The sequence below is a fragment of the Bacillus sp. z14 (2026) genome (assembly GCF_058313575.1).
The window spans coordinates 379468-405041 of the sequence record NZ_JBZFQK010000001.1 but is presented as its reverse complement, the minus strand read 5'-3'; the positions used below and the strand labels follow the sequence as shown (position 1 = coordinate 405041).

The following is a 25574-nucleotide window of genomic DNA, read 5'->3' as shown; positions in this document are numbered from 1 at the left end:
TTGTAGCAAAGGGGTGCTAACATAATACATGTAGGATTGATAACGCTTACAATTAGAGATGGAGGGGATGTCAATGAATAAGATTTTTGCATTATTGTTAGCCAGTATTCTTTTGTTATCAGCTTGTTCTTCTGAATCAAAAACGAACGAAGAGGCTTCCGACACAGAAAAGGGTAGCAATGAATTAACGGTATGGACTTGGGATCCAAATTTCAACGTGAAAGCTATCGATATGGCAAAGGACTATTATAATAAGGAAAATTCCGAGCTTAGTTTAAAAATCATTGAAAATGCACAAGCAGACATTGTCCAAAAACTTAATACCAGCTTAAGCTCCGGTACAACTAAAGGAATGCCGAATATTGTCTTAATTGAGGATTATCGTGCGCAAAGCTTTCTTAAAGCGTATCCAGATGCATTCTTCGATTTATCAAAATATTATAAAGCGGAAGATTTTGCAGAATACAAACTTGCTCCTACCAGTTTAGAAGATAAGCATTATGGTATTCCATTTGATTCAGGAGTATCTGGATTTTATGTAAGAACAGATTATTTAGAGAAAGCAGGCTACGCTGTTGAAGATTTGCAGGGTATAGACTGGAACAAATATATAGAAATAGGCAAAAAAGTTAAAGAAGCCACTGGCAAATCTATGATTTCAATGGATCCTAAAGATCTTGGTCTTATTCGTCAAATGATTCAGACGAGCGGTTCATGGTATTTGAAGGAAGATGGCGTTACCCCGAACTTGGCAGACAATGAGTATCTTAAAGAAGCATTTCAAACTTACAAAGAGATTGTAGAAGCAGATATATCAAAACCGGTTTCCGACTGGGGTCAATATCTTGCTTCCTTTAATAGCGGTGAAACAGCATCCATTCTAACAGGTAACTGGATGACAGCCTCAGTAAAGCAGGAAGTATCTCAAAAAGGTAAGTGGGCAATTGTTCCTTTCCCTAAACAATCTGGTAATGCAAATTCTGTTAATGCTACTAACCTTGGCGGAAGCTCTTGGTATGTTCTTGATATTCCGGGCAAAGAGAAGGCTGCAGATTTGTTGGCAAAAACTTTCGGTTCGAACGTTAATTTTTATCAGGATCTAAATAAAGAGATTGGTGCAATTGGTACGTATAAGCCTGCTGCAGAAGGTGAGGCTTATAAAGCAGCAGATGAATTCTTTGACGGTCAGAAAATCACAGAAGATTTTTCTAAATGGGTGGCTGAAATACCACAAGTAAACTATGGTGCGCACACGTATGTAATTGAAGATATATTAGCAGTGGGAATGCAGGATTTCTTAAAAGGAAAAGAACTTGATAAAGTCTTGAATGACGCACAAACACAAGCAGAACAGCAAATTAAATAATAGGTTGGTCTCTGCTAATCTAGCAAATGAAAATTCAAGCCTCGGGAAATTGCCGGCTTCTCCTATAAGAATAGGAGCTACTTTGATCAACAGGCGCGTTTCCCGAGTTTTTTATCAATCTAGTAAGGAGTTGATGTATATTGTTCCCGGCTAAAACCAAACAAAGTTATCATACGAACACAACCGGCCAGAATGTAATACCCCAAAAAAACAGTCGGAAGCATCGGGTGAAAAATGCAACGATTGGATGGTCTTTTGTCGTACTGGCAGTCATCATGATTTGCACATTTACTTTCTATCCAATGATTCAGGCATTTATAATGTCTTTACAATCTGGCACGGGTACAAATCTTTCCTTTGTCGGATTGGACAATTATGCACGTTTATTTAAGGATCCTACTTTTTTGACAACAGTAAAAAATACGGTGATCTATCTCATTATTCAGGTCCCGATTATGATTATTTTTGCTTTGTTTATATCGGTTTTACTGAACAATCCGAAATTAAAGTATCGGGGATTATTTCGAACAGCCATATTCTTACCATGTGTAACGTCACTTGTTGCCTATTCTGTTATTTTTAAATATTTATTTTCTATGGATGGCATTGTAAACACCATGTTAATGAAATTAGCTCTTATCTCTGAACCAATCCAGTGGTTGACTGATCCCTTTTGGGCAAAAATAACGATTATTATTGCCATCACTTGGAGATGGACTGGTTATAATATGATCTTCTACTTATCTGCTCTGCAAAACATTGATTATTCTATTTATGAATCAGCAAAAATTGACGGGGCATCCTCATTTCAACAGTTTTTTAAAATAACCATACCATTACTAAAACCAATTATTTTGTTTACGTCCATTATCTCAACAATAGGGACACTTCAATTGTTTGATGAAGTCATGAATATTACACAAGGCGGACCTGGGAATGCAACGATGACCATTTCTCAGTATATTTATAATCTGTCATTTAAATATACCCCTGACTTCGGTTATGCAGCCACCGTCTCGTATGCAATTGTGATTATGATTGTATTCTTCTCCATCCTTCAATTTAAAATGGCAGGTGATAAAAATGAGTAAACTTAAAAGTATTTTTAACTATACTTTCTTAAGCATAGTCTCCGTTATTTCCATCTTTCCATTTATATGGATGGTAGTCAGTTCGACTAATAAGTCGGTGGATGTAACAAAGGGTCGGTTATTACCAGGGAGTCATCTGGTGGAAAATATTCGAAGTTTGCTGAATACCACCGATCTTGTATCTGTATTAAGTAATTCTATTAAAATAGCAGTTATTACAACAGTGCTTTCCTTGTTGATTGCCTCTTTGGCTGGTTATGGATTTGAAATTTTCAGAAGCAAAATGAAGGACTATGTTTTTAATTTCTTATTACTTTCCATGATGATTCCTTTTGCTGCTTTAATGGTTCCGTTATTTCGGATGTTTGGAACTATTTCCGAAGCTACTCCAATGGTGGGTATTGATACACTTGCTGCAGTTATTTTACCAACAAGTGTAACAGCCTTTCTGATATTTTTCTTCCGCCAAAGTACAAAGATGTTCCCAAGGGAAATTATTGAGGCTGGCCGAATTGATGGATTATCGGAGCTAGGGGTTTTCCTTAGGATTTATATTCCAACAATGAAAACAACATATGCTGCAGCCGCCATTATTACTTTTATGGCAAGCTGGAACAATTACATATGGCCGCTTGTAGTGCTCCAGTCACCAGAGAACCATACCTTGCCGTTGTTAATATCAAATCTTGGGTCAGGATATTCTCCAGACTTTGGAGTGATTATGACAACGATTGTTATTGCAACGCTGCCAACTGCACTGATATTCTTCCTTCTCCAAAAACATTTCGTTGCCGGCATGATGGGGTCAGTGAAGTAGTTGATTTTCGAGTATTCAAAAAGGAATTGGATAAAAGGCTGAGAAACTAGTTGTTCTTCATCATTCATGCAACTCTAAAATGGCTGACTTAATGAGATTATACTCAGTTTCTATAAGCGATTTCACGCTTTTACTGGACGAATAAACTTTTCGTTTCCGTTTAATTTGCTAACTGCCGATGAACTTAATGGCGAATGAATGATGAGAAAATACAGAGCAATCAAAAAGTAAGTAAGTATTCGATTATGTAGAAAGAAGGGTGAAGAGTTATGAAAAAAGAGTCGTATGATTGGGAAAACTTATCTGTTCTTCATGTGAATCGTTTGCAAGAGAGGGCTTACTTCTTTCCTTATACCAGTGAGTCATCCGCATTGACTTACGACAGAGGAAAAGCTGAGGAGGTTAAGGTGTTAAATGGCGTATGGAAATTCCACTACGCTGAGAATCCGTCTTTGACACCGAAGCAATTCATTGAAGAATCATATGATACTAGTCAGTGGGATGATCTGCAAGTTCCATCAAACTGGCAGATGCATGGATATGGAAGGCCTCATTATACAAATGTACAATATCCATTTCCAGTAGACCCGCCTCATGTTCCAACTGAAAATCCAACAGGCTCTTATAGACGTGAGTTTACCGTTCCAAGTGATTGGGCAGATCAAGCAATTATCCTACGATTTGAAGGTGTGGATAGTGCCTTTCATGTTTGGGTAAACGGCAAGGAAGTTGGCTATAGCCAGGGCAGCCGTCTTCCAAGTGAATTTGATATTACCAAGTTGGTTCATGAAGGAAAAAATGTAATAGCTGTTCAGGTTTATCAATGGTCTGAGGCGAGTTATATCGAGGACCAGGATATGTGGTGGCTCAGCGGTATATATAGAGACGTTTATTTGCTTGTAAGACCAAAGGCGCATGTCAGAGATTATTTTATCAAAACAACTCTCGATGAAAACTACGAAAATGGCGAATTAGAAATTGAAACCTATATATTAAACCAAAAGAATAATCCGATAACTAATTATCAGCTTGAAATAAAATTAGTAAACCATTTATATGAAGAAGTTGAAATAAGAGATTTAAAAAATATTACGATTGATGTGATGGATGAAGCAAAAATATCTTCTGTTATCCCGATTGACAATCCGAATAAATGGTCGGCTGAGAATCCCTACCTTTATCATCTGCTTCTTACCCTGAAAGATGAGAAAGGGAATGTGATAGAAGTCATCCCAACTAAAGTCGGTTTCCGAACAGTAGAAGTAAAAGATGGAGTTTTGCTAGTAAATGGGATAGCGGTCATGTTTAAGGGGGTCAATCGCCACGATCATCATCCTGATCTTGGACGAGCTGTTCCGATGGATTCGATGATTGAGGATATCCAACTGATGAAACTTCACAATATAAATGCGGTAAGGACATCCCATTATCCCAATGATCCACGTTTCTATGATTTATGTGACATTTATGGATTGTATGTCATCGATGAGGCGGATTTAGAATGCCATGGATTTGAGGAGATAAATAACTATAATCAAATCAGTGATGACTCAGCTTGGGAAGAGGCCTACGTGGATCGGATGAAACGGATGGTTGAACGGGATAAGAATCATGCTTCCATTGTTATGTGGTCGCTGGGGAATGAATCAGGATTTGGTCGAAATCACGTAGCGATGGCTGAATGGTCCAAAGCAAAAGATCCAACAAGACCTATTCACTATGAAGGTGAATGCCGTTTCATTATGGAAGAAGGCGAAAATATACCGACCAGGGATCCAATTGCTTCAGATGTCCACACAACTATGTACACACCAGTCGAGATCATGGACGAATTAGGGAAGAGAGACGACCTGAATAAGCCACATATTCTTTGTGAATATGCTCATGCGATGGGGAATGGACCTGGAGGATTTAAAGAATATTGGGAAACCTTCTATAAATATAGAAGATTGCAGGGAGGTTTCGTCTGGGAATGGATTGACCAAGGGATTAGACAGATAAATGATAATGGGGAAGAGTACTTTGCCTATGGTGGAGATTTTGGCGAAACACCGCATGATTCCAACTTTGTCATTGATGGCCTAATCAGGCCTGACCGGACACCATCACCTGCGTTAATAGAATACAAGAAGGTGATTGAGCCAGTTAAGGCAGAAGCAGTTGATTTAGAGAAAGGGATAATTGAAATTACCAACCGATATGATTTTATTCCTTTAGATCATCTGCAATTATCATGGTCTATTATATGTGATGATCAAATTCTTGATCAGGGGATGCAATCTGTTGAAGGTATTCAAGCAGGTGAATCAAAGTGCATTACTATACCGTTTACGCTACCTACTATTATAAGGGATCACACTGATTACTGGTTAAATGTAAATTTCCGGACGACTGTAGATACCTTATGGGCTAAAGCAGGTCATGAAATAGCATGGGAGCAATTTAAACTTCCAGTTTTAGCGACAGTAACTGAAAATAATACCTCGTTTTCTTATCCTATAGCGGTTAAAGAGTGTGACCGGTTGATTACGGTATCTGGAGATCATTTTGAATTTGCCTTTAGTAAAATCTTTGGCGTCATAGATTCATGGACTGTTGAGGGAATGAAGGTTTTTGGATCAGGGCCGAAATTGAATGTATGGCGGGCACCGACAGATAATGACAAGCTGGCTATTCATAAAAGTATAAGTTCAAAGGAAGTATGGCAAAAATATGGTCTGCACTGGATGCAGCATAGAATCACTGATGTAACGTATGATGTTTCATCTGATAAGAAGAGCGTGGATATTCATGTCACTGTCCGAATTGCGCCGCCAAGAATTGCTTGGGGGATCAACACCACATACACCTATACCATTTTAGGCAGCGGCGATGTTTTTCTGAAGGTAAAAGGTGAACCTTATGGAGAACTGCCGGAAACGATGCCGAGAATTGGGTTAACGATGAAACTGCCAAAAACGTTGGAGAATGTCAGCTGGTACGGGCGGGGTCCTGGAGAAGCTTATGCAGACAGCCGGATGGCCAATAAAGTAGGAGTATGGTCCAGTGATGTTGAAGGGTTATATACACCTTATGTCTGGCCGCAAGAAAATGGAAACCGTCATCAGGTTAAATGGGTATCATTAACGGATACAAACGGTTTTGGTCTTTTAGCGGTCGGTGAACCAGAAATAGATTTCAGTGCCCACTACTATACTGCTGAAAATTTTGAAAGAGCTAACCATACGTATGACTTGAAAAAACAGGATTTTATTACCTTTAATTTGGATTATAAACAACACGGTCTTGGCTCTTCCAGCTGTGGTCCAGATGTACTGGAAAAATATCGTTTAAGACCTGAAGCTTTTGAATTTAAAGTGCGTTTCAGGCCGTATAACAAATTTCAATTTTCGCCAATCGAACTGAGCAAGGTTTTGATTCAAAACAATAACTAAAAAAAGCAGCGAAATCCCGTGAGAGTACGTACGCTCATTAGGATTTCGCTGATTTTGAATAGAGGTGGAGGTAGCCATGCAAATACAATTAATTGGGTTGGATGAGCAATTGGATTCAGCTTCTCAGGAAATCTTAAATCTATTAAACATCAAGCAATCAGACAATGGGATTCCCATTTTAGTGGAATCTTCAGAATCTGGAATTCACGTTCAATATGATGGTAAAAGTGGAACGATTGCCTATCAAGAACCGTGCCAATTCTTCCGTGCACTAGGCCTATTGATAGAAGGGATGAAAAAGGATGAGCTCTTCGGAGAAACCAGTTTATAATTCCCTTGGGGTCTTAATTGACTGCTCCAGAAATGCCGTTTTAAAAGTCGAAACCTTTCAAAAGTTGATCAAACATTTGGCCTTAATGGGGTATTCTTCTGTGCAGCTATATACTGAAGACACGTATGAGATAAAAGAGTATCCGTATTTTGGCTATATGCGTGGCCGTTATTCGGGAGAACAATTAAAAAGTATGGATCTGTATGCAAGCAGCTTCGGAATCGAGCTGATTCCCTGTATTCAAACGCTGGCACATTTGGGTACAGCATTAAAATGGGAGACATTTTCCGATATCGTGGATTGTGATGATATCCTGCTTATTGATGAAGAGAAAACGTACGATTTGATTGATGCAATGTTCAGGACTATGTCCAAACATATTTCCAGCAGAAAAATCAATATTGGAATGGATGAGGCCCATATGGTCGGGCTTGGCAAGTATCTGGATAAACATGGTTTTCGGGACCGGTCGACTTTGTTGCTTAAGCATTTTGGCCGCTTGATGGAAATTGCCAGAAAGTACAGCTATGAGCCGATGATGTGGAGTGATATGTTTTTCCGGTTGGCGAGTTCGGGAGAGTATTACGATACCGAAAGCGCAATTCGAGAGGATGTTATAGAAATGATCCCAGATGACATATCATTAGTTTATTGGGATTACTATTCGGTTGAGTCGGAAAAATATGATGGTATGTTGAAAAAACATAAACAACTCAGTAACAACATAATTTTTGCTGGCGGCGCTTGGAAATGGACTGGCTTTTCCTCAAATAATCATTTTAGTCATCATGCAGGTGAAATTGCTCATAAAAGCTGCCTTCGTAATGGAGTTAAAGATGTATTTATTACAGCCTGGGGTGATAACGGCGCGGAAGCATCAATTTATTCCATACTTCCGACCTTACAGCTTTGGGCAGAGCTTTGTTATACGGATAATGCTGAAACAAGCCGCCTGGAGGAGCGCTTTACCACATGTGTCGGAGGGAATTACTCTGATTTTATGAGCTTGGATATGACGATGATGGTACCTGGTAATAAATTGCCGAATAACCATTCAATTAACTCGGCTAAGTATCTATTGTATCAAGATGTATTATTCGGGTTATTTGATAGACATGTGATACCTAATGAGTATGCTTCGCACTTTCAAAACTGTGCAGATCGTTTTAAAAAGTGTATAAATAGAACTCCCGATTGGCAGGCATTGTTTCTGACACAGTATTCCTTAAGCAGTTTATTAGCAATTAAGTGTGAGGCAGGGATAAACATTCGGCAAGCCTATCATAATCAAAATCGTGAAATTATGGAGGACTATTGTAATACCTTCTTACCTGAAATGAAAAAGTTAGCAGAGGAATTCATGAAAGCTTATCAAACGCAGTGGATGGAAGAGAATAAAATATTCGGTCTTGATGTATTCGATCTTCGGATGGGCGGCCTGCTGCAGCGGATTCAATCCGCCATTAACCGGCTCAATGACTACCTTAAAGGCAGGATAAACGAGTTGGAAGAATTAGAACAAGAGATTCTCTATTTTGATGGCCGGGAAAAGGATGAAGAAACAAGCGCTATCAGTGCTAACTTATGGCATACAATTGCAACACCTTCTGTTATAGCAGGAATATAGCATATCTTTATCCGATTTAAAGTTATATAGAAATGAATAAACAATATAAGAAATCATAATATGTTCTAAAACCTGTGTAAACAGCAGTCACGCAGAGTATGACTGCTGTTTTTTTCACAAACCGTACAAATAAAGCGTTTAAATCACATTGATTAAATTTATGGAAAAATTTACAATAATTGTATGGATGGTACTTATCTTTAAAATCCAGTCATCATTCTTTATGTGAAATATATCACATAAAATTATCTAATAATATATGAAAGCAAGGGGACGCTTCTGGCATGGTTTTGATCGAATTCGTCCCTTTTAATGAGGTGGCCACAAAATGTTGGTATTAGAACCTATTAAAGTCGGAAATTTGGAACTGAAAAACAGATTTGTTATGGTTCCAATGGGAGCAGAACTCGGAAATTTTGATCCAAGAACAGTAGATTACTATGTTACCAGAGCAAAGGGCGGAGCATCGATGGTGATGACAACCGTTATTGCAACAGAAGCTATCGATGGCCATACCCCTGCATCCACATTGACAGAAGAAAGTTTTGCAGGCTTTAAAGAGCTAGTGGATAGGGCCCATGAATTTGATTGTAAAATCTGCCTTCAAGTGGTGCCCGGAATTGGATTAGGTGGTATAGGAGAGGGCAGGCTAAAGCCTGCTTCAGCATCAGCTTTACCATTGTATCCCGGTGCTAATATAACCTTTGAAGAATTGACGATTGATGAAATTAAGTTTATACAAGGTGAAATCTCGAGAACAGTAAAATTAGCGAAGAGAGCAGGAGCAGACGCCATTGAAATCCATGCTTATGGCGGGTACCTGACAGATAAATTCATGACCAAACGATGGAATATCCGCCAGGATGAATATGGCGGAAGCTTTGAAAACAGGATGAGATTTTTAACAGAAATAATCGATGTCATCAAGGAAGACCTTGGAAGTGACTTCCCTCTCCTTGTTAAATTTACCCCGGATCATTTCTTGCCAGTAGAAGAAGGGTACAGGGGAATTGAAGAAGGAATAGAGATTGCCAAACTATTAGAAAGCAAGGGTGTCCATGCATTACATGTTGACGCTGGCTGTCATGATAATTGGTACATAGCAATGCCGCCTATTTACCAGCAGGATATGGTTCCACAAATGATTTCATCTGCTAAAATTAAGGCTGTCACGTCTTTGCCAGTTCTTTCAAATGGGCGCCTGGGTGACATTGAAAAGGCTGAAGCTGCACTTCGAAATGGTTGGATTGATATCGCGGGAGTTGGAAGAGAGTTTTTGGCAGACCCAAATTTTCCAAAGAAAGTGATGGAAAATAGAACGGACGAAATCAGACATTGCATTTATTGTAATGAAGGCTGTATTGCTACCGTTGCTGCTGGTAAGAGCATAAACTGCGCCGTCAATCCTCTTACGGGCTATGAGGGATTGAAAGAATTGAAAGCAGCAGATGAATCGAAGCGGGTTCTAGTGATAGGTGCTGGTCCTGGCGGCTGTCAAGCTGCCATAACTGCTGCAGAAGCAGGTCATGATGTGGAAATATGGGAGAAAAAAGCCTATCTAGGAGGGAACTTTCATAATGCCTGTATGCCTCCGTTTAAGCGGGATGGAATGAAAATTCTCGATTATTATCGGACAAAACTTGACCGGTTAAATATCTCGATTAGGTATTGTAAAGAGGCAACGGAAGAAGCGATATTATCCTATAAAGCAGATTTGGTGGTTCATGCTACCGGTGGCAATCCTATAATGCCAAGTGCAATCAAGGGACTGAATAAGAGCCATGTTTACACAGCAACAGACGTTCTGCAAAATCAAGCTCTTCTTGGAAAAAAGATATCGGTTATTGGCGGCGGGCTAGTCGGCTGTGAAACCGCAGTTGTGCTTGCAAATAAAGGAATGCAGATCACTATTATCGAAATGGCTGAAAAAATGTTACCTGAACCTTTATTTATACAAAATGCAATGATGTTAAACCAGCTTTTGCAGCACCCAAATATCACGTTTAAAACATCTGCTAAAGTAACAGAAGTACTAGATCAAGCCGTAGAAATTGAGGTAAACGGCAATAAAGAATGGAATGATTGTGATAGCGTTGTGGTAGCAGCAGGATTTTCGCCTAACAATCATCTATATCACTCTTTAAAAAATAAAACGAATATTGTTAACGTTGGTGATAGCGTGAAGGTTAGAAAAGTACTTGATGCAGTACACGAAGCATATGATGCGGTCTTAAATTTGTAGAATTATAATAAAAAGCTGAGATAAATCTACGAATGAACAAAAAAGCCGGCAGAATTTTACGAGGAGTAAAAATCTGCCGGCTTTGATTTTGAATCTAGTGATGTCCCTGCCTCTATTCAGCTTTATTTATATAAGAGCGCAGATCCAGTTGGAATGACTGAAGTCGAATATTTATAATGTTGTCAGAGCACATCATTATAAATAAGCTTATTTAGCATTAGTTTTTTTTGCACGCACTGGTTTAAAAATAGATAGAACATACATCACTAACCCTGCAATACCAATTCCTAAAATGGTGTTGAATGATTGGCCAGTGTAGAAGCCGCTGCCGAAGTAGAAAATTTCACGTAAACCTTCAGAGGCAAAGCGGATAGGAACCCAAGGGCGAATGAAGTTTACAAAGAAATCAGGAAGCATTTCTTGTGGTGTCATTAAAACACCCATACCTAACAGCATTACAACCATGAATAAGGTAATGGCTGGTTTACCGATCCATGCAGTTACTCCGGAGACTAATAAAAAGAAACAGAAGGCTGCAAACGATACGAACGAACCAACCAAGAAGTAGCTAGGCATATTAATACCAGCGATTAAACCAAGCGTTGCAACGGTAAAACCAGAGAATAGGGCAATAATTATGCCGAATAATGCTTGACCTCCCATTAGGTGTAACGCTTGTTTCCGAGTTAATAATTCTTTTTTCAAAATGTTTGAAGAAGCTAAAAATACTATGAAACCACCGATTAACGCACCTACCCAAGCAGGAACTGCCATTAAGGTTGGAGCACTTCCGTTTGCAGTTGAGGCTGTAACGGCATTGAATACTTTTTCTTCAGAAACAATCGGATTCACAAGTACAGCTGCCTTGTTAGCCTCGATTTGTTGACCGTCCATTTGCGCAATAAAATTTGAAGAATATTGGTTGTTTAATTGGGTAATTAAAGCAGTTAAAGCAGTCTTAGCATAGTTCGCACCAGTTATGTTATAACCTTGGTTAATATATACCTGTAAAGTTGCTGGAGAGTTGTTAGTCAGCGCATTTTGCAATGTATCATTATAACCTTCAGGAATGACTAATGCAGCATAATACTGTTTATCATCAAATAAATCTTCAATATCTTCTTCTTTTTCATTTGTAAAAGCTAACATTGGTTCTTCGCCGTCAGTGCCTTTACTCATTTGTTCAACTGCCGATTTCACGGCATCTACATGTACGCCTTCATCATTTACTATAAGTGCAACTGGTAAATTTCTTACTTGTGGGTTACCTTGAGCAAATAAATTTAATGAGAATAACGCAATAATTAAAATTACTGCAATAGGAGCAGCCCAAGCTAATTTTTCTTTAAATAATCTCAATCAATTTCTTCCTTTCTTAATAAACAACATATTGTTCAGTAATATTTATTCATTTTATAATCAAGGTATAAACAGAAGCAATGAACAAAAGTGAACAGCTTGTTCATTTTTAGAAATAGAGGGATTTTTGTGAGTATTTATGAAGAAAAAAACCGTAAAACTAAACAACTAATTCAAATGTCATTTTTGCAAATTTTAGAGAATAAGCCGTTTGAACAAATTACGATCGGGGATATAACAAAAACCGCACAAATTAATCGAGGAACTTTTTATTTACACTATCAAGATAAATTCGATTTGCTTGATCAAATAGAACAACAATTGTTTAGAGATTTAGGAAATCATATTGACGAATTACAATCTCGCTACTCCTCCATACATACATTTGAAAATGGACAAGAGCAAATAGCTGCTTCTCTATTTAGTTCAATTAAAATGCATGCACCAATATTAAAAATTTTCTTAAGCAATCATGGTAGAGCAGGTTTTCATATTAGATTCAGGGATGCCTTTTCAGAAAAAGTACGTTTGAATTTAGAGAAAAATGATAGCATTAATGCAAGGTTAAAGGCCCCTATGGAATATTTTTTATCTTTTATCACATCTGCTTTTTTAGGATTAGTCGAACAATGGGTTCAAAATGGTTTAGACAAAACACCAGAAGAAATGACAGCTCTATATATTGATATTATTTCTTTTATTCAAAAGAAGTAATGCGACTTTTGAATCTGGGAAAATTCATTCTACAATTCTGAATCATGCCTAGATAAAAAACCAAAATTATTGGCTTTTTTGTTTTTTCGACGACGAACAGAAGAGCGAACACTTGTTTTGAGCGAAAATGTGTTCCCAGCTCTGATTATCCCCTATAATGGAAAACAATGGCTGGTTCAGGAGAACCGTCATAAAAGAACAAAACGGAGGATTAGGGTGGCAAACGGAAAAGCGCATAAGAAAATAAACCTAGTATTTTTAGCTATTGGAATTGGGGCCGTATTGATCAGTTCTCAACAATATGTGCATGGGATTTCCGTGATTATAGGATATCTCTTCGGCACTTATTGGATGAACCCTGATTTGGATATAAAAAGCAATCCGTATCGGAGGTGGGGATTCTTACGGTTCATGTGGATTCCCTACCAAAAATTTAAGCATCGCTCCATCTGGACACATGGGTATGTGATTGGAGATATCATCAGATATCTGTATGTGATGGCTTGGATCATGCTGGGAGCAGGAGCGATGAGTATCCTGACAGATGTGCCATATGAAATTTATATCAATCATTTAGAGGAATTCGTTATTCAACATAAGTTGTCTTTCTTATCCTTTATTGTCGGGAATATGCTTTCATCTACCGCACACATTTTGACCGACCATGCTTCAACCACTTTCAAAAAGGTCTTTTAGCCAAAATCCAAATCCCTTTTCTGCTAGGAGAAAAGGGATTTTTAGCATTTCAAGATGGCTTGTCGTTCGTCAAACTTCAATATGTTCTCTCAAATCGAAGCCATTTTAAATACTCTTCGTCTTAAAAATAGGCTGTTTTCGTAAAGATTGTTGCTTTATAAAAAAGGCTGGTTTATATCCATTTTATGGTACGGTTAGATTATAGTAGCTTATTGAACAAACGGGGCAGGTTAGCGAAAAAAGGACTTATATTATTTTTAAAGACATATATATAATAATGGTTTTACATACCACCGGGAAAATAAACGACATATATAAAGACATCAAGCTTGACCAAGGCATTATAATTAAGTTCAAGAAAGAATGTCCTCAAAGAGAATATATTTATACAAAATGGCTTGTAAGCTATTTTGTCGAACGATTAGGGGGTAATATGGTGAGTGAAATAGATAAACGCAACAGATTAAAGGAAGAGCCATTCAATTACCAAATAACGAAAAAAGGGACAGTGATCATCTATTACGAAGGCAAGCAAATCAAAATTGTAAAGGATGGGAAGGCTGCGCAACTTATAGAAAAATTAAATGCAGCAGAAGATATAATGGAAGTACAGCTTTTATTAGCTAAAATTACAGGGAACTTTAAACACGGCAACGAAAAAAACGGTAAAAATAAATAAACAAATTCATTCCTCGGAGATTTGGCTATAAAAGACGCTGCTAGAAATTTATAAATAAGGATCTTTTATATATCAATGTTGATTATACAAAGACAGGATGGCAGTGAAAGACGGGCGATTCCTGCCCGAGCAGTGGGACAGGTTAGATCCCAAATTATTAAACAGTGGCGTTCATCCTAGAAAGATTAATGCTTTTTTGTGGTTGAATATCTTGTTGAAGTAAAGGGGCAGGTTCGTATTATATAGTTCAGCCAGAACTTTCTGGTTGAACTTTTTTCATTTGAATTTAATCTATCAGTAGCCAGGGTAGAACGTAAGGGGCAGTGGGACAAATGATCCCGTCCGCTAAACTGTTCACCCCCTACTTGTAGAAATATGTTTGAGGCTGGTTCATCTCTACCTCCACGCTTCTTAGCCTTTCTATCAATTGCTTCTCGGCCTTTGAAAGACTCTTTGAAAAAGGTCTCATCGCTTTCGAAAATTCCTTTTAAAGTTTGAAATCTCAATGAACGAAGGGCAAAAAGCACCTTATGTCGCCAGTAAAATGCGGTAGACAAATGGATTTTTAGTCTTTTGGCAATCTTCGGCAAGGTGTAACCCTCAACTATTAAATGAAAGAAAGTAGACCACTTTCCAAGATAACGAGTGCCAGATATAGGAGTGTTAGTTAGGTCGTTGAAAAACTTTCCGCAATCACGACAAAGATTAAGAGAGGCAAAATCATGAATTGATTTTGCCTCTTCCATTAATCACACAATACTTTTACTACTGCTTTTTTTACAGTTTGCGGTTGTTGCACACAAACACCTGGCATATGAGCATCTTGGGGCATAAACACAGCAAAACATCCTTCTTTCACGATAAGATGATTACCCTCGCCATTCAAGAACATAACATCATTTTCTTTTTGTTCCTCTACGACTTCTGTATCTTCCTTATTTGTATAAACCATTCTTTCCTCGCCTTTAATGACGTATTGGATATCCGTATATGAGTAATGAGCTTCCAGGCGACAGTCTTCAATGAGCTTTGTTTCATACTCTTGAATCATTACGAAGACCTTGTCATTTTCAATTTCATACTTTCCTACCGGCAAGGCTTGCAAATCATTTTCCATTAAAAAAGCGAAGGCTTTCTTTAATCTAGGATGCACTCCATCATATAATGGAGCATTTGATAACTGATCGATAATCATATATGTTTCCTCCGATACGTAATATAAGTATATAAAATAGTAACATAACCAGTAATAGCGATACAAGAACTTGTATACAAGTCTGGTTCGTATGATATGAAAAACCGAAGGAGAAAGAAATAATTGAGTTTGATTAATAAACCATCAAACCTTTAGATAATAGTCATCTGGCCATTTATTTGTGTAAAATTGCCAAAATACTTTTATCGTCTAACTTGTGTTTATCATTTTTAGCTCAGCTCCATATTTTATGAAACACCCGTGATTCAACTTACATCTGTTAACTTTTTTCCTTTTATAACCATTATCGGGTGTGATATGATAAGATGTAATTAAAATAATATCTGAAGATTTTCAGGAGAGGTTCATAGCGGATACCCTCTATAAAAAACTATGGATACATGTCATTCTCGCCATGTCCATATATTGGACGTGGCTTTTTTGACTTTCTAAGTAGTTATTTTTATAGAAAAAGAGTATGGCCCTCCTTGGAATGATTAGATATCTAATTCAAGGAGGGTTATTTATGTCTGGTCGACAACAAACAGAAGGATTAGAGGATTTAACGTTATTGGGAAATCAAAATGTGAAGTATGCATTTAATTATGCACCTGAAGTATTAGAGTCTGTAGATAATTTACATTCAGACCGTGATTACTTTGTTAAGTTTAATTGCCCTGAGTTTACAAGTCTTTGCCCAATTACGCAGCAACCGGATTTTGCGACCATGTATATTTCGTATATTCCAAATAAAAAAATTGTAGAAAGTAAGTCACTAAAATTATATTTATTTAGTTTCCGCAATCATGGAGACTTCCACGAAGACTGTGTCAATATCATTATGAATGACTTAATTAAACTGCTGGATCCTCGTTATATCGAGGTATGGGGCAAATTTACTCCACGCGGGGGTATATCAATCGACCCTTGGTGTAACTATGGCCGTGCAGGTACGAAATATGAAGAAATCGCAAATCATCGCTTAATGAATCACGATTTATATCCCGAAAAAATTGATAATCGCTAACTGAGTGTTACCACAATTCGTTAAAATCCTTTTATCTTGGGAGGGGGAAAGATCATGAAGCAAGAAAAAGCATTAGTCGTGTTTAGCGGCGGACAAGATAGTACGACATGCTTGTTCTGGGCAATGAAAAATTTTGGAGAGGTAGAGGTTGTGACATTTAATTATGGGCAACGACATGCATTAGAAATTGAATGTGCAAAACAAATCGCTAATGAATTAAACGTCCATCATCATATTTTAGATATGTCATTACTTAATCAACTTGCTCCGAATGCATTAACACGCGCTGATATTGAGGTGAAGGATGGTGCGGAAGGAGAGTTGCCATCAACGTTTGTACCGGGTCGCAATTTATTATTTTTATCTTTTGCAGGTGTATTAGCGAGACAAATTGGTGCAAAGCATATTATTACAGGTGTTTGTGAAACAGATTTTAGCGGATATCCAGATTGTCGTGATATTTTTATAAAATCATTTAATGTCACAATCAATTTATCAATGGAAGAAGCCTTTGTTATACACACACCTTTAATGTGGTTGAACAAAGCAGAAACATGGTCCTTAGCAGATGAATTAGGTGCATTTGATTTTGTGAAAGAAAAGACCTTAACGTGTTATCACGGTATTAAAGCGGACGGCTGTGGTGAATGTCCCGCTTGTAAGCTGCGTCTGCAAGGAATGCACACATATTTACATACCAAACAGCATATAGGAGGATCAATATGATACGCATTCTATTCTATTTAGTATCAATTGTAACGGCAAATGTACTGACAGCGCGCTTTGCTCCATTAGAATTTTGGATATTCATTATTCCAATGGGATCGTTCTTAATTGGTGCAACCTTTATCTTCCGTGATTTGGTTCAAAATAAACTTGGTCGTAAGAGGACCTATGGTTTTATTTTCTTAGCTTTAGTATTATCAGCAACTGCATCTTATTTATTAGGAGATACTCTAATTATCGTCGCAGCCTCTGCGCTATCATTCTTAATCGCAGAAACAACAGATACAGAAATTTATACACGTTTAAAACTTCCGATGGCTTGGCGTGTCTTTTATAGTGGAATGGTTGGTGGTTTATTAGATTCAGTTGTGTTCGTCATTGTAGGACTAAGCCCATTAGGAGCTGGATATATTCCTTGGTCAGCTGTACCAGCTGCAATTATTGGTCAGATTATCGTGAAAACGGTTATGCAAATGATTGGTGCATATCTATTAGGGCAAGGGTTGTCTTATAAAGAAAAATATCTGGCGAAAGTATAAAAAAGTACAATAAACAAAAAGAACTATCAAATGGCTTTTCCGATACGGTTAAGGGCTTATTGAAGTCCGAGCTTCTTTTTCTCCGGGAATTTAAGAGTTTGGAGTATTTTGAGAAAGAAATGGCGGACTATATCCATTATTACAATCACAAAAACAAATGAAGGCGAAATTAAAAGACCTGAGTCCAGTTGAATACAGAACTCAGGTCTTGAAGCAGCCTAATTATATATGTCTAAATTTCTTGAATCAGATCACACGGGAACCGCTTTTATTTCTTAATGTTTACAGGAAATCACTTTTACACTTTTGACTTTTCCTTTTACCGCTTCTGGCAGATATTCATACGTTTCAAATGGCTTTGGTTGGCCTTTTTTCAAGCTGTCCGCATAGCCTGACAAGACTGCGACCATTTGGTTATTTTCATCTAGTAAAACGGCTGCATAGGATGCATCAAACTCTTCATCTGTCGAATTCACAAGTTTGCCTGTTACTGTGTACATTTTGTACTCATCTTCTTTTAATACAGGGTTTTCCACATTAACACCGACATATTCCTCAGATGCCTTGTCATACTCAGGCACGCAATACACTTTGGCGATGTTCTCTTGTTTGATAGGTTCTTCAATAAAGAGGGTATTCGAAATATAGGTTTTCTCCCCTGGATTGACAATGTGCGGGTAACTGCTTCCGCCCATTTGGGCACCTAATACATTTCCGTCTTTGTCTTCTGCCGCTAAGTCAGAAGAATACAACACTGCTGGGATGTTGCTGGTATTTTCCAGTTCGGCATAGTAGTAAATGGTCGTGTCATCACCGGTTTCGATATAATATTTTTCTTGGGTGAATTCCAAGTTGACTTCCTGCTGATCGTTTTCTTGAACGTTAGTGGTGGTAGAAGTTGTTTCATTGTTTGTGTCTTTTGTTGCGTTCGAACAAGCCGTCAACAACAACGCTCCAAACATAATAATGAAAAATCGCTTCATCACTGTTGTGCACTCCTTTGGTGAAATTAGGATCTTATTATAGCATGGAAGGGGAAGGAATTTTACTGTAATTTCCATTTACGAATAATTACCAGTTAGAAGCGTTGCATTAATGAAGAACGAAGGTGGAGAACAACATGAATATATTTTTTGAGAACTGGTATGAATTTCCAAATAATCTAAAAAAACGTGAATGAAGCACTGAGTAAAAAAGAAAAAGTATCTGGTTGTTCTTTTTGTCTGTATTACCATGGAACGGTCTTTAGTATGGTTAATCATTTTAAAAATGGAGGTATTTTCTCCTTTTGTATAAAAGAAAAGAGATATTAATAGAAATAACAAAAGCATAAGAACTTTAGTTGTTCAAATGCTTTTGTCTGGGTTTAAAAAGTCTCTTATTTTTTATCCTTACAGTGCATGGAAGCTACATAACCAAAGGTCATACCCGGTCCCAATGTTGCTCCTGGCCCAGGATAAGAATGCCCCATAATGGATGATGAACAGTTACCACAAGCGTATACATTATCAAATACTGTACCGTCTTCTTTAACAACTCTTGCTAATTCGTCCGTAACTACCCCGCCTTTAGTGCCGATATCCCCTGGGTAGACTTTCATTGCATAGTAGGGAGCCTCATTGATTTCAAGTAAATTTGGATTTGGCAAAGAAGGATCCCCGTAATATCGATCATGTGGTGTTTCTCCTCTATGGAAATCTAAATCTTTTCCGTTTCGTGCAAATTCATTGAATCTGTTCATTGTTTTAACTAAATTTCCTTGTGGAATATTTAATTTGTTTTCTAATTCTTCGACTGTATTTCCTTTCAAAACAACACCATTCTCATAGTATGCTTGAGGGAAATCTTGCCCGGGGAATAGGCCAGTAAATATATATCTTTTCTTGGCTCTTGCATCTAAAATAATCCAGGAAGTGATGGCTTTACCGTCTGTTTTTTCATTATGTTCATACATTTTATCAACGAATTCATGATATGGAGTCGGTTCATTAATATATCGATTTCCGTCTTGGTCAACGATAATCATATTCGGCAAGCCTCTATCCGCTACTAAGAAAAATGGCATACCCAAATGATTAATGACAGTAGGTGCACCCCAAACTCTGTCCATTAAACCAAACTTCGCATTCAATTTTGCGAAAGGCTCAATAATATCACCAGTTTGACCTTTTGGTGAGCTTGTCCAACTCACATCTTGTGGACTTGGAAGATATTTATCTCTCTTTTCTTGATCCCGAGAAAATCCACCTGATCCAAAAATTAAGCCTTTATTGATTTTGATTGTTACTTGTTTACCGTTTTTGTTTACGATTAGGCCTGTTACTTTATCGTTTTCGTAAATAAAATCAACAAATGGTGAATCAAGCCAAATTTCACCGTTTAAATCTTTGTAAGTTAGAGCCAATCGAGCTATTAAAGCTCTACCTAATGCGGCATAATCTTTTTTGAATAATTTATGCTTAATTAATCGCCATCCAAGTGTTAAAGAAGCTCTTTTTCCTGCCCAGGACCTGGTGATCATATTCACTTTAACGAAATCCTGTCCTGTCATAACGAAACCTTTTGTATCCATAGCAGGAGGGAGAAGCTTGCTCTTCCAATCTTCTAATTTATTTAAATCAATTACTTTGGGCTCGATCGACCGGCCGATCCCTTTTCCACCCGGATGTGTCGGGTAATAGTCAGAGTAATTATTTGCATAGGAGAATCTCATATGTGGGCTTAAATTATGCATATAATCCAGCATTTCGATCCCTTTTTTCAAATAGGTTTCTTTAATTGTATCACTTACTAAATCACCTACAGTGGAATCTAAATATAATTTAGCCTCTTCAAAACTATCGGCTACACCAGCCTCAACTAAATATCTGTTATTCGGAACCCATACACCGCCGCCTGATAAAGCAGAAGCTCCTCCAAAATGCTTTTCCTTTTCAATTAGCAGTGTACTTAATCCCTCTTTTTTTGCAGTAATGGCGGCAGAAAAACCTGTTGCTCCAGAACCGACTACTACTACATCATATTCGTAATCCCAACCCATTAAAAAATCCCCCTTTGAGTAGTATCTGCGCAAAATAACAAAACCCCTAAATAGAAACCGTTAAATATTCAGACAATTAAATTTTACAGTATTTAGAACAGATTATACAATAATATTTGGAAATATTTATTAAATATCAATCAGTAGAAGGACTGAATTGACCCATACTTAATAAATGAGATAAGCATAGAGAGTGAAACGAGAGTTTATTGTAGAAAAATATATAATGTTACACCTGGTATTTAAGAATAATTTAACGAACAATGCCATTCCAATAGGGTGGAAGGTTAGTTTACCAATGGATGCTCAAAAGAAAATAATAGTTGTTATTGAGTTGGCACTTTGAAAATTACAAAATGGTAGATAAATTAGAATTGATGAAGATTAGATAAAGGAGGATCTCTGGATATGTTTTATCGTCTAGATATGTGAAGGGAAATAATCCAAAATAATCAGATCCCGATCAACTTTAGAGGTCAGGATCTTTTTATAGGTTAGAGTGCTCTAATTAGTACACTGTAATTTTTTCTTTTCTTAAAAAAGCTTATATTATCTTAACTTCTACCCAAGCATCGGTAAGAGGGATTCCCCCCAATGTTGCCTCTTTAAAGAATTGTTCTATTGAATCGAATGACTGATCTGCACCAGTGAGACTTTCCAATATCCATTTATTATCTTTCTGTATAACATGGTAGCTATTGTCTTTATACATAAAGCTGGATACGACATTGTAACCATAATCAGTATTTTCTCTTACCATTTCCATCTTTAAATCTTCTATAGAGTAATTAATTTTTTCTGTAATCATATCAGCATAGCTTCTCACATCAGAATCTGTATCATTTTTAAATAGTTCAATGAATTTCTTTAAGGTATCTTCACTAAATTGGTAAGTATAATCATTCCAAATTTTATTAGCTATAGAGATCCTTAAATCATCATCAGGATGTTCGCTCAATTGTAATAACTTTTCGCCATACCAATCTAAATCTGCTTCCTCATCAATAGTATCAAATTGGATAATTTCAGAAAGTGTTTCAGCATCATCTTGTTCGATTAACGATTCAAAGTCTTCCTTACTATATGTCACAATAGAATAGTCTTCGTCATCTGGTAATTCTATTTCCACTACATATAAGTTTTCTAGAAAATCGTCAAAGTTTCTAGCGAGTGTTATTACTTGTGAAATCTCATCATTATTATCTACGTACACAATTGGCGGATTTGAAGAAGTATGCCGATAATCAAAGGCCAGCCAGTAATGACCATCACCATTAAACAAAACAAGGCCTTTAGGCATTTTCCATTCTTCTATTAATTCTTCACTATCTAGTATTCCTCCATTTTTGCCAATTCCATCGAGGTATTCTACTTCTATGAATAAATCGTCAAATACTTCATGCTTGGGAGCGGGATGAGCATTGTAGATGATACTCCCGCCGTTTTGATCTTTTAATAATTTTATGTAGGATTCTGGAAGTTTAACACCCAGCTTTTTTTCGGCCATTTCAATAATTGAATCAGTGACCGGTAGTGGTTTGTAACCTACATCTTTATCCCATATGCTGCTTTTCAAAATCTCTTCACCTAATTTCATATAAATTATTGCTCAATATATAATTCTACAAAGTTCCATTTAATCCTTTACATATATTGGTTGATGGATAATCTTTTGTGTGACTTTAAATAAAATTTGTTTTTAAGAAAAAATGAAAGGAGTATAGAGGAAATGTTGACTAGTGGGCACTCAAATAGGGTGCCTTTTATTTGGTTTTACAGCACGAATTATATAGTTTTGCATATTTTCTATGGAGTATCTAGTTGCTTTTATGATAACTAGTAGAAATATAATCAGTAATAGAGAAGCTGATAAAAACATACTTTATATCGGCTTACAGATAATACCTTCCCAATATAGCAAAAGATACTCCACCTAATTCAAAGGGAGGAGTATCTTTTAGCTTGAGCTGGTAATAGTTTAGCAGAGTTCAAGCGCTGCCTTATAGTGATGCCGAACCATGCGGCTAGGAATGCTTTAATGATGCCGACTGGTAAAAAAGGATAAATACCTGTTACTAAAGCTTCCTGCCAGGTAAGTGCTGCAAATAGTTTTAACCAAACGCATCCAACGGTTAAGGTGATACACATACCGATTAGGTTTGCGAAAAAAGCTTGACTGTATGTATAGGATGTTTTTTCTAACCATAGCCCAATCAGAAAGGCTGTCGGAATGAATCCGATTAAGTAACCGCCCGTTGGTCCAAATAAAATACCTAATCCGCTTGTGAATTGAGAGAATACAGGTAAGCCTATAAGACCGAGTGTTAAATAGACTAATACTGTAATCGTACTGTGTCTGGATCCCAAGATGGTTGCCACAATCCCAACGGCTAATGTTTGTCCTGTAATAGGAATGAGAGGCAAAGGAATGGTGATTTGGGCTAACAGACAGATGATGGATGCACACATTGCTGCGAGAACTAGCTTTTTCGTTTTATCATGAGCCATAGACAGTCACCTCAACTGAAAAATAAGTAAACCAATTTAAATAATAGGTTAACATATTTTATGGGAAGTTAACAAGATTTGTTTAATAAATAAATGTAAAATTTAAACTATTATAATTTATTGAAAATTCTACCAAATTAAACTAATATAGTGATATTATTTAAATGAGTATAAAGATCTAGAGATTAAGGGGGATTCATTTGAGTAAGAAGGCTATAATTATACCAATTATTACAGGTTTTATCATGTTGCTGCTTTATTATGTGTACAATGTAAGACTGGAAACAACTCTGCCTGATGATGGGTGGGGAAGATCAAGCAATTTGAAAGCATCATCAAAATATCCAATGGAATATTACAGTTATCAAATAGATGATGAGTTACACATTTTTATGCCGGATGAGACAGATGTTTCTCACAAAGTATTGGATCAAAATTTCAACATGTTAAAAGAAGAATCTATCCAAGCCGAAGTGGCGCCGGCAGAACCAATTTGGGCGTCCGAGGGTCAGCTGATTTATATGGATGATGATAAGTTAACCATCAACCAAGAGGGAACGGATCAGGTAATCGCTCAAGACATTACTTCTTTTTCACCTACCCAAGCTGGAGTTCTCTTTTGGAATCAGAATGAACTAAAAGAATATAATGCAGGTACAGGTCAAACAAAGCTTATACATACATATGATCAACCTATTTACACAGGATTGCAGGCTAAAAATGGTAAGTCCTTTTTAGTAGGACTTCAAATATCTGATTCCGAGGTTCATTTTTATTCATTGTATAATGGAAAATTAAAAGAGCTGCTCGAGCATTCAGCAACTGGCGGGGAAACAATTGAGAATATCATCTATGATGCCGGAGACAAAAAAGCTACAGCTATTATCGAAAAATATTCGATGGCACAGGGACAAAGGGCCTATCAAGCGTTGGAGTTAAGCTTTGATTTAGCTACTTCAAAAGTTGAAAAAAATGAGAAGTATACTTTTTATGATGAGAAGAATGGGAGTGAGTTAGATAATCCTCGATATTTGCAGATTTCCTACCAGGATGATAAGCCGGCAATTTTATTTGTTGCTGAGGGCAGTCGAGTTGCAAAGCGTTCTGGGTATAATGTTTACTATGCCACGCAGCAAAAAGGAGCCTGGGTAGCTGAGAGGAGAAGTAATACGGAAGACACACCTGCCAGACCTCAATGGCTTGATCAGAATTATATAACTTGGCAAACGTTTGATGGGAAGGAATATGTGTTGAACGGCACAACGGATGATGATCGATATATCGAATCTTCACAAAAAATAACCAAAGAAGATTATACCTCCGCTCTATATTATTCTATTTCTGGCATATTCAGCGGCTTTTTTATGCTAGTGCTTGGACTAGTATGGGTTGTTCCTCCATTGGTCTTTTACGGAATCCTGTCGTTTATCAAGAGTGATATTTTCGAAAGGAATGAACGCAGTTGGGTAGAGCCGGTGGGAATTCTGCTCTATATCGGTACTATGATCTATATGCTGAATGAGGTCTTATCAGAAAGGTCATTCTTTGCGGCTCCATCATATTTAAACTTCGATGGTAGCTTGATTATTTGGCCTTTAATCATCAGTATTGTTACGTATATGATCTATCGCTGGGTGATGAAGGAAGATACAGGTTTATTTGCTGGATTATTTTACTACATAGGCTATAATTTATTAGTTATGACCTGTTTATTTGGGCCATACTTATTGTGAATAACGTTAAGAAGAATACCAGGCAATCATGAAACGATTGTCTGGTTATTTTGTCGTATCGGGTGTATGAATATAACGTTACCTGCAAAATCCCAAAATCAATTTAGTAAGAGATTTCACTGCTCGGTTTATATAAATCAATATAATGGATGGGTAAATCACTAGTGAATGTAATTATTCGTTTAAATATCTTAAAATGAGTGAAAAATTCATCAAATAAGAGAGTTTCCTGTGAATTAAAGTCATACACGGACAAAAATTGTTCCATTATTTCACACGTCTCCGGGTCATTCAATATTCCATGAACTTCAAGCGGCACTTCAAATTTTAAATAAAGATGATCTAACCCAAAATCAGAAAAGACCAAAGCGATTTGATTTCTGTACATGATTCCACCTCCAATAAGCAGTATGGTGATTTGTTTAGTCTTTCAAACAGGAATTCTTGAAA

21 protein-coding genes, 2 pseudogenes and 1 riboswitch are annotated in these 25574 nt (G+C 37.1%); of the genes and pseudogenes, 15 read left to right on the top strand and 8 right to left on the bottom strand.

Features of this window, described 5'->3' with window-relative positions; all coding sequences use genetic code 11:
• Nucleotides 1-73 precede the first annotated feature (73 nt).
• From AC4G3O_RS01790 to AC4G3O_RS01760, 7 genes are all read left to right on the top strand, one after another.
• The gene (locus AC4G3O_RS01790; RefSeq protein WP_139891839.1) at nt 74-1366 is read left to right on the top strand and encodes an ABC transporter substrate-binding protein; all 1293 of its coding nucleotides are present in this window, start codon (nt 74-76) and stop codon (nt 1364-1366) included.
• Nucleotides 1367-1641: 275 nt separating this feature from the next.
• A complete protein-coding gene (locus AC4G3O_RS01785) occupies nt 1642-2457 on the top strand; it encodes a carbohydrate ABC transporter permease (protein WP_077248036.1) in 816 nt (271 codons plus the stop codon).
• On the top strand, nt 2450-3274 hold the full coding sequence (locus AC4G3O_RS01780) for a carbohydrate ABC transporter permease (RefSeq protein WP_066103387.1): 825 nt from the start codon (nt 2450-2452) through the stop codon (nt 3272-3274). The genes AC4G3O_RS01785 and AC4G3O_RS01780 overlap by 8 nt, the downstream gene beginning before the upstream one ends.
• 269 nt (nt 3275-3543) lie before the next feature.
• On the top strand, nt 3544-6708 hold the full coding sequence (gene ebgA / locus AC4G3O_RS01775; protein ID WP_491135729.1) for a beta-galactosidase subunit alpha: 3165 nt from the start codon (nt 3544-3546) through the stop codon (nt 6706-6708).
• 76 nt (nt 6709-6784) lie between these two features.
• Nucleotides 6785-7039: a hypothetical protein gene (locus AC4G3O_RS01770; RefSeq protein ID WP_066103393.1), complete on the top strand. Its 255-nt coding sequence runs from the start codon at nt 6785-6787 to the stop codon at nt 7037-7039.
• Nucleotides 7011-8666: a beta-N-acetylhexosaminidase gene (locus AC4G3O_RS01765; RefSeq protein ID WP_491135728.1), complete on the top strand. Its 1656-nt coding sequence runs from the start codon at nt 7011-7013 to the stop codon at nt 8664-8666. Before AC4G3O_RS01770 ends, AC4G3O_RS01765 begins: the two co-directional genes overlap by 29 nt.
• A gap of 328 nt (nt 8667-8994) precedes the next feature.
• Nucleotides 8995-10908, top strand: coding sequence for an NAD(P)/FAD-dependent oxidoreductase (locus AC4G3O_RS01760; protein WP_139891844.1), 1914 nt, complete (start codon nt 8995-8997; stop codon nt 10906-10908).
• Between the two features lie 207 nt (nt 10909-11115).
• On the opposite strand, the gene AC4G3O_RS01755 is transcribed toward AC4G3O_RS01760, so the two are convergent.
• Nucleotides 11116-12267 (bottom strand): YhgE/Pip domain-containing protein, encoded by a 1152-nt coding sequence (locus tag AC4G3O_RS01755; protein WP_139891845.1) that lies wholly within the window; start codon nt 12265-12267, stop codon nt 11116-11118.
• A gap of 129 nt (nt 12268-12396) precedes the next feature.
• On the opposite strand from AC4G3O_RS01755, the gene AC4G3O_RS01750 reads away from it, so the two are divergent.
• From AC4G3O_RS01750 to AC4G3O_RS01740, 3 genes are all read left to right on the top strand, one after another.
• On the top strand, nt 12397-12981 hold the full coding sequence (locus AC4G3O_RS01750) for a TetR/AcrR family transcriptional regulator (protein ID WP_066103403.1): 585 nt from the start codon (nt 12397-12399) through the stop codon (nt 12979-12981).
• A 216-nt stretch (nt 12982-13197) separates the two neighbouring features.
• Nucleotides 13198-13677 carry a metal-binding protein gene (locus AC4G3O_RS01745; RefSeq protein ID WP_180349953.1) on the top strand — a complete coding sequence of 160 codons (480 nt, stop codon included), beginning with the start codon at nt 13198-13200 and terminating at the stop codon, nt 13675-13677.
• Between the two features lie 436 nt (nt 13678-14113).
• Nucleotides 14114-14356: a hypothetical protein gene (locus AC4G3O_RS01740; RefSeq protein ID WP_066103409.1), complete on the top strand. Its 243-nt coding sequence runs from the start codon at nt 14114-14116 to the stop codon at nt 14354-14356.
• Nucleotides 14357-14745: 389 nt separating this feature from the next.
• Here the strand turns inward: AC4G3O_RS01740 and AC4G3O_RS01735 are convergent.
• A pseudogene (locus AC4G3O_RS01735) lies at nt 14746-15060 on the bottom strand (transposase); the annotation flags it as partial.
• Between the two features lie 41 nt (nt 15061-15101).
• Nucleotides 15102-15551 carry a NanQ anomerase/TabA/YiaL family protein gene (locus tag AC4G3O_RS01730; protein WP_066103412.1) on the bottom strand — a complete coding sequence of 150 codons (450 nt, stop codon included), beginning with the start codon at nt 15549-15551 and terminating at the stop codon, nt 15102-15104.
• 354 nt (nt 15552-15905) lie between these two features.
• Nucleotides 15906-15952: riboswitch (PreQ1 riboswitch) on the top strand.
• A 125-nt stretch (nt 15953-16077) separates the two neighbouring features.
• On the opposite strand from AC4G3O_RS01730, the gene queF reads away from it, so the two are divergent.
• The 4 genes and pseudogenes from queF to AC4G3O_RS01710 all read left to right on the top strand — a co-directional run.
• Entirely contained in the window at nt 16078-16578 is a 501-nt protein-coding gene (gene queF, locus AC4G3O_RS01725) for a preQ(1) synthase (RefSeq protein ID WP_066103416.1), read from the top strand.
• Nucleotides 16579-16632: 54 nt separating this feature from the next.
• Complete coding sequence (queC, locus tag AC4G3O_RS01720) at nt 16633-17304, top strand: 7-cyano-7-deazaguanine synthase QueC (protein ID WP_066103419.1); 672 nt, start codon at nt 16633-16635, stop codon at nt 17302-17304.
• A complete protein-coding gene (locus AC4G3O_RS01715; RefSeq protein WP_066104272.1) occupies nt 17304-17843 on the top strand; it encodes a VUT family protein in 540 nt (179 codons plus the stop codon). The genes queC and AC4G3O_RS01715 overlap by 1 nt, the downstream gene beginning before the upstream one ends.
• Before the next feature lie 50 nt (nt 17844-17893).
• Nucleotides 17894-18054, top strand: a pseudogene (locus AC4G3O_RS01710) (IS3 family transposase); the annotation flags it as partial.
• A 64-nt stretch (nt 18055-18118) separates the two neighbouring features.
• On the opposite strand, the gene AC4G3O_RS01705 reads toward AC4G3O_RS01710, so the two are convergent.
• The 4 genes from AC4G3O_RS01705 to AC4G3O_RS01690 all read right to left on the bottom strand — a co-directional run bounded on the left by AC4G3O_RS01705 (nt 18119) and on the right by AC4G3O_RS01690 (nt 23391).
• Entirely contained in the window at nt 18119-18829 is a 711-nt protein-coding gene (locus AC4G3O_RS01705; protein ID WP_066103422.1) for a hypothetical protein, read from the bottom strand.
• Between the two features lie 392 nt (nt 18830-19221).
• Complete coding sequence (locus tag AC4G3O_RS01700) at nt 19222-20883, bottom strand: FAD-dependent oxidoreductase (protein ID WP_139891848.1); 1662 nt, start codon at nt 20881-20883, stop codon at nt 19222-19224.
• Between the two features lie 544 nt (nt 20884-21427).
• The gene (locus AC4G3O_RS01695; RefSeq protein ID WP_077248010.1) at nt 21428-22480 is read right to left on the bottom strand and encodes an SMI1/KNR4 family protein; all 1053 of its coding nucleotides are present in this window, start codon (nt 22478-22480) and stop codon (nt 21428-21430) included.
• Between the two features lie 341 nt (nt 22481-22821).
• Entirely contained in the window at nt 22822-23391 is a 570-nt protein-coding gene (locus AC4G3O_RS01690; RefSeq protein WP_139891851.1) for a biotin transporter BioY, read from the bottom strand.
• A 200-nt stretch (nt 23392-23591) separates the two neighbouring features.
• On the opposite strand from AC4G3O_RS01690, the gene AC4G3O_RS01685 reads away from it, so the two are divergent.
• Nucleotides 23592-25124, top strand: coding sequence for a hypothetical protein (locus tag AC4G3O_RS01685; RefSeq protein ID WP_139891852.1), 1533 nt, complete (start codon nt 23592-23594; stop codon nt 25122-25124).
• Nucleotides 25125-25227: 103 nt separating this feature from the next.
• Here AC4G3O_RS01685 and AC4G3O_RS01680 read toward each other — a convergent pair whose 3' ends face one another.
• Nucleotides 25228-25512 carry a hypothetical protein gene (locus AC4G3O_RS01680; RefSeq protein WP_066103440.1) on the bottom strand — a complete coding sequence of 95 codons (285 nt, stop codon included), beginning with the start codon at nt 25510-25512 and terminating at the stop codon, nt 25228-25230.
• Between the last annotated feature and the right edge of the window lie 62 nt (nt 25513-25574).